Raw genomic sequence first — 5,808 nt, 5'->3', positions numbered from 1 at the left:
CAATACGATTATTCCTTTGGGAAAAAAGCTAACAGCATCAAGGATGGCGATCGTTCCTTTTAATAAGCGTGGCGCACCAGGAAAGTGGGACATAAAATTATTCCTAAATCATTTGTGGTTTTTGGTACTAATTATTGAGAACGCGTAGCTCAAGGCAAATTTTTAAATTAGCGATCGCATAGTCAATAAGAGTACAAAAAATTGTGTCTCTACAAATTTTTATCAAGTACCTTTTGTTGTCATATTTGTAGTAGTAAAGTATCCCGTACCAGGATAGAAAGGAATGGGGTCTGGTATTGCTGGTGTTACTGGTGTTGGCGGTATTTGAGCTGGCACGATAACTTGAAATCTCGCTATGAAGGTAGTACCTTTGAGTAATACTGCTTTTCGGGTAGATTTAACTTTTCTAGCTTTTTGATTGATGGCTAAGGATTGAATGGAAAGTGTTCCTGTACCAGGGGTGATATTTGGCGGACTTATGTAAGAACAACCAGGTACAATAACTTTTTTCTCGTCACCAACAATGCAAATTTTATTTTTGTTAACTGTTGGTATACCAGTACCTTTTAAGATGCCAGGACGTACTACAACTATTGCTTTGGCAAAGATGGGGTTGAATATGGCTTGATCGCCAGTAATGAGAATAAAGTCTAACATCAGTTTTTTGGTAAGAGAATAAAAGATTAGTTCGAGTTTGCTATGGGAGCGATCGCACGTTCATCAACTTTCATATATGAGCGATCGCTTTGAAGTCAGGTTGAACTAGCAAATAATGGCGCGCTCGCACGTTCATCAATATTTCTACATGGGCGATCGCATTTTGAGTCAGAATGGAGAGAGCGATCGCACTAAAAAGATGGTTCACGATTGCTGGCAATATCGTCATAAAATACAGATTTTGCTTCTTCAAATGAAACACCGTGCTTTTTTTGATTGATTTGATTTTTTCGGTTATCCCACTCAAAAAATAATTGACTCATGTTTACATTTTAAAACCCAAAATATGATTAATTGAGCTTTTCAAGGAACCCATTCAATATCAGCCTATACAAGGTGCGTTACACTTCGTTAACGCACCCTACAACAACGGCGATCGCGCTTTTTGTTACAGAGTAAAAAACGCACCCTACAAGATCAGGCGATCGCACTCTAACGCTCTAGGAAAAAAGAGAATTGAAAAAGACTTACGGATTGCTTCCATTGCTCTGGTTCAAAATGCAACAATAGTTACACGCAATTACAAAGACTTTTCGCAAATTCCCAACCTGAAGATCGAAAATTGGGAAGAGTAGAATGGAATGCCCATCCTTGGTTGATCGTCGGGGTAAAACTGGGGACGTTGGATACTGCTTATGGTTGTTGTTCTTTTATAAGGTGGTTATTGGTTTTCGCCGGAGGGGTTAGAGATTGCCGTGAAGACGGTGGGGAGGTTTGTCGAAGGTGCTTCTCGGCTTTATGAGCAAGGTACGGATTTTGTCCGCATTGGGGAATATGTGAGACTTTGGTGGCGGTGGGTGAGGAGTGGGGTGGACACTCTCTGGCTAGATGGTGTTTGCATCGTATCGCTTTTAGGTCTGGTTATTCCCTTCTTATTAGAAGGTTTTGGGAATCAGAGAATAGTACAACCGCACATACACCCGTCATTACCATTAACTCCACCACAGCGTAAATGACCGTAACATATTACCCGTCCTCCCCTGATACACGACTACCCTCGCATGATTAATGAACCCTTGTTCTGGTGCTTGCTGCAACCCAATAATTTCCACCCGGTACCTCCTTCCTTGTCGTTGAAAAGTATCGAACACTCCTGGGCCTAGCTTCCAGACATCCTGCCCATGATAGTACACTCGATAATCCCGACCCGAACTTATCGTCCCTGAGTCATGGAGCCCGTCCTTTAACGTTTCCATTGATTGAGCCGTCTTCACTTCCACGTTTATCCTTCCGGTTGATTGTGTCGAGGCATTGCCATAGCCTGGTTGGTACTGTAATATATCGATTCCCGCACCCCTTCCCGGACCATACACCGAGGTCCCTCCCTGCTGTCCTTGCCACACCTTCCACGAGTGAGTTTCATATGCCTCCCCCGCCAGGGTCCCAAATGCCTTTCTTGATTTTTCTCCGACACGATTGTTGAGTGTTTTTAATGTGGTATTGTTCTGGTTCCAGCCATGGGTCCTCATCGCTATGTTAATCTCGTTGTCATACCGTCTCACCTCACGAGCCGCCAACTCCCAGGCGTCACGCGCTCCATCATAGTTTCTTATAAAATCATGCGATATAAAACACTGTATCGGTCCTCGTGCCATCGTCCCCCCCTTCTTACACCTCCCTATCCCCTCGACTCCCAACCAGCCCGTCTTCAACTTTGACGAGATTTCCTCCGCCTCTTTCTCTAACTCCACATCGTCGTTTATCTCCACTCCCTTCGTAACAATTGTCGGTTTTACCCTTCCCTGCTTTTGCTGTACCACATGCCATGCTTCATGCGGCAGATGTTTTTCCTGCCCCGGTGCCACATGGATTTCCGTGCCCTGTGTGTATGCCAACGCCTGCAACTGGGAGGGCTTGGAGGAATTATACCGAACTTTTACATCATCCATAGATATGCCAGAAAGATTTTCGATACCCGATTTCAGGTGATCTGGCAATCCCGTTTTATTTTCTTTGTGGACTCTTGATGCTTCTGACACATCCTCTGGCTGTACAGTCTGATACTCACTTTGCCGCTCCGATTCAAATCCATTAACTCGCTGTATTACTGCACTTACCATTTGCTTGCCCATTCTCTGCTGTGGTTTCGTTGGGTTAATAGGCACTCGGCTAAAGTCTTTGGAAAAAACCGAATTACGTAAAAGTTGTGCACTGAAATCATCTCTCGATTGCACCCCTGCGTCCGCAACCGAATGCACTGTGGCACGCTGTAAAATCCCACTCTCCTGGGGTTTGTCACTTTTTGGTTGCTGATTAGTTTGTGCAATTCTTTTATTAGTCATGGTTTTATTCCTCGATATATTCCATGTGGAATATGATGTCTCATACCAAATCCGGATCTAATACCCTCTTTATTATTTAGTCCGCGTAGGCGGTGAGTAAGCGCGCTGCGGGAGGGAAACCCTCCACAAGCGACTGGTGAACCCGAAGGGACTTTGCTTATGTAGCCGCGACTTCCAGTCGCCAGGGTAAAAAGAGGATTATAAAAGCAATACCTTAGCCAATTTGCGAGGGTGAGTTAATGTATTAACTCACTTCTCTCGAAGGCTTGGCAAAAACCATAAGTCCTAAAAATTCCTTCCAGGTTTCCTACAAAGTTTTTTAACATATTGCCTGTAGTATAAAGGGTTTGAGCGCCCAAGGTGCCTTGTAAGCTAAACGCTCATGTATAGGTCATTTTGCCATTTTTGTCAAAATTTTTGTAGACTCTTATTTTGGCAAAGGTATTGTAAAAGCGGATTTAGTATCATTTGGGTGGGATTAGTTCCGGGCTTTAGTTGAATGGCAGGTAAGAAAATGGAGGTTGGGTTTCGGTACGAAACCCGACTCGCAGGCGGGCTGCATCATTCCCAATCTAAGAGGATGTTTGAAAAGTCCAAGATAAGTATAATTTGTCATTCTGAGCGAAATTAAATGGAGCGAAGAATCCCAATTTTTCGTTGAGGTTCAGATGCTTCACTCCGCTACGCTATGTTCAGCATGACAAAAACTATACTTTTCAAACATCCTTTAAGGCTGGAGAATGACCTGTTAATACATCCCAAGTTTCAATTTCATAAGAATTCCATTCGTTTATAGCGTTTTCTATTCTAGCGGAATTTATACCTGTCGTATTACGTAGCCGATTTGAAACCTCTGTGTCAATACTATTATGCCATAAATAATATGTAGCCTCTCTTACACTGCCTTCATTGAATAACCCTTGGTTGTAACCTTCAACAGCAGTCTGAAACCACTGATTGCTAATCCCGTATTTTTTTGAATTTATATCTATTCCATCGTGTAAATCCTCAACACCATATCTATCGTTATCCCTAATAGTATTTAGATTTTTTCGTATCATTTCAATCCGACTTTTTTTAAGTTCTTTGGGTAAATTAAGTAGAGTTTTAGGAATGTCATTAAAAAGATGATCCCACTTACATTGAACTACCTGTTTAAGCTCATTATTGCTCTTTAACTGAGTGTTTTTATACCTTTCAAAATTGTTCTGAGCTTTTTTTATTAGATGTTTTACGGGTTGGTGTACTGCCTTCACGCCTATTAAATCGGCTTCTCTCTCCAAGCCCTCATCATGATTTATCGCCACCTCCTTAGCCTGCAACGTCGGCTTCACCCGCCCCTGCTTTTGCTGAATTTCTGGACTCTGCATCTGCTTCCTTATTTCTTTATAATGAATGTGCTGTGGTTTAGTCGTGCTAATAGGTACTTGACTAAAGTTTTTAGAAAAAGCCGAATTACTATATGTCAGTGTTTCATTCTTGTCTGTGGATTGCACCGTTGCGTCCGTAACCAAACGAACGGCAGCACGCTGTAAAATACTACTCCCTTGAAGTTTCTCACTTTCTTCCTGCCGATCAGTTTGTGCAATTCTTTTACTAATCATGGTTTCATCCCTCGATATACTGTTTGTGCAATTTGTTGCGCAATTTGGCTAGTATTAGTTCCAGGCTTTAGTTGAATAGCACTATTCGGCACATGAGACACCACCCCACCGGAAGCCCAGTTGTCTGGTATACCTTCTGTTCTAAGCAATCGCGCCAATTCAGCCTTCACCAACCCTTGCAATAACTGCCCCTGACTGGGAGAAATATATATTCCCTCTAAAACCAGGTTTTCTATATCAATATTGATATTCATCCCCTTACCCCCATAGCTACCGAAACCCGAAAATCCACATCATTCACAGGTCTGTCCAACTTGCGAAACTCAGCCCGCGCCGCCGCCAACACCAACTCCATCGTCACCACATCACCTGCCCCAGCCGCCAAAAACGCTGCATTCAAAGCAATATTATGAATACTCCCCCCCGTCAGATTCAGCCGTGCCAAACGGTTAAAATCCAAACCCTCCCTTGGCATCTCTTGGGGAAACACGTTCTGCCACATCACCTGACGTTCAGCCACACCCGGAAAAGGGAAATTTACAATAAACCGCAAGCGGCGCATAAAGGCATGGTCTAACGAACTCTTGAGGTTCGTTGCTAGAATTGCCAAACCGCGATAAGCTTCCAATCGCTGCAACAGGTAATTCACCTCAATATTGGCGTGGCGATCATGGCTATCCTTCACCTCAGAACGTTTGCCAAACAATGCATCTGCTTCATCAAAAAACAGAATTGCCCCGCCATCTTCCGCCGCATCAAACAAACGCCGCAGATTTTTCTCTGTTTCTCCAATATATTTGTTAACCACAGATGAAAGGTCAATCCGGTAAAGATTTAGCTGCAAATCATTGGCTATTACCTCCGCCGCCATCGTCTTCCCTGTACCGCTTTCTCCGGCAAATAAGACGCTAATCCCCATGCCCCGATTCATGCGGTTCTGAAAACCCCACTGTTGATAAACTAAACTGCGCTGCCGAATTTGGTCAGCAATTTGGTACAGCAAGTTTGTCTCCTCTGCTGCTAGGACAATATTATCCCAAGTCGCTTTCGGGTCGAGGCGTTGCGCTAAAGTATCCAACTGCGGACGAGTGCTAGCAAGACAAGCTGACCATAAACAATTTTGGATTTCAGAATTGGGTGTTTCGGCTAACACCTGCTGGGCAATCTGCTCAATCTTGACTAAATTCAGGTTAAACTGAGTCGCC

8 protein-coding genes are annotated in these 5,808 nt (G+C 43.5%); 1 reads left to right on the top strand and 7 read right to left on the bottom strand.

Going from position 1 to position 5,808, the window contains the following annotated elements; genetic code table 11:
* Positions 1-222: 222 nt before the first annotated feature.
* The 3 genes from ACM0OX_RS34855 to ACM0OX_RS34845 form a co-directional block, all read right to left on the bottom strand.
* Positions 223-657: a hypothetical protein gene (locus ACM0OX_RS34855; RefSeq protein ID WP_414519685.1), complete on the bottom strand. Its 435-nt coding sequence runs from the start codon at positions 655-657 to the stop codon at positions 223-225.
* A 70-nt stretch (positions 658-727) separates the two neighbouring features.
* Entirely contained in the window at positions 728-865 is a 138-nt protein-coding gene (locus tag ACM0OX_RS34850) for a hypothetical protein (protein ID WP_414519684.1), read from the bottom strand.
* Complete coding sequence (locus ACM0OX_RS34845) at positions 849-980, bottom strand: BrnT family toxin (protein ID WP_414519682.1); 132 nt, start codon at positions 978-980, stop codon at positions 849-851. Before ACM0OX_RS34845 ends, ACM0OX_RS34850 begins: the two co-directional genes overlap by 17 nt.
* Positions 981-1,412: 432 nt before the next feature.
* Between ACM0OX_RS34845 and ACM0OX_RS34840 the strand changes: the two genes are divergently transcribed.
* Positions 1,413-1,673, top strand: a complete 261-nt coding sequence (locus ACM0OX_RS34840; RefSeq protein WP_414519680.1) for a hypothetical protein — start codon at positions 1,413-1,415, stop codon at positions 1,671-1,673.
* Here ACM0OX_RS34840 and ACM0OX_RS34835 read toward each other — a convergent pair.
* From ACM0OX_RS34835 to ACM0OX_RS34820, 4 genes are all read right to left on the bottom strand, one after another.
* Complete coding sequence (locus ACM0OX_RS34835; protein ID WP_414519678.1) at positions 1,650-2,999, bottom strand: DUF4157 domain-containing protein; 1,350 nt, start codon at positions 2,997-2,999, stop codon at positions 1,650-1,652. The genes ACM0OX_RS34840 and ACM0OX_RS34835 overlap by 24 nt on opposite strands.
* Positions 3,000-3,715: 716 nt before the next feature.
* Positions 3,716-4,603: a hypothetical protein gene (locus ACM0OX_RS34830; RefSeq protein WP_414519676.1), complete on the bottom strand. Its 888-nt coding sequence runs from the start codon at positions 4,601-4,603 to the stop codon at positions 3,716-3,718.
* Positions 4,600-4,857 carry a hypothetical protein gene (locus tag ACM0OX_RS34825; protein ID WP_414519674.1) on the bottom strand — a complete coding sequence of 86 codons (258 nt, stop codon included), beginning with the start codon at positions 4,855-4,857 and terminating at the stop codon, positions 4,600-4,602. Before ACM0OX_RS34825 ends, ACM0OX_RS34830 begins: the two co-directional genes overlap by 4 nt.
* On the bottom strand, positions 4,854-5,808 hold a 955-nt coding region (locus tag ACM0OX_RS34820), incomplete at its 5' end, for an ATP-binding protein (protein ID WP_414519672.1). The genes ACM0OX_RS34820 and ACM0OX_RS34825, both read right to left, overlap by 4 nt.

Source organism: Nostoc sp. PCC 9305, assembly GCF_963920915.1.
GTDB lineage: Bacteria > Cyanobacteriota > Cyanobacteriia > Cyanobacteriales > Nostocaceae > Nostoc.
The sequence above is the reverse complement of the archived record's forward strand: the minus strand, read 5'-3'. Positions and strand labels throughout refer to the sequence as shown.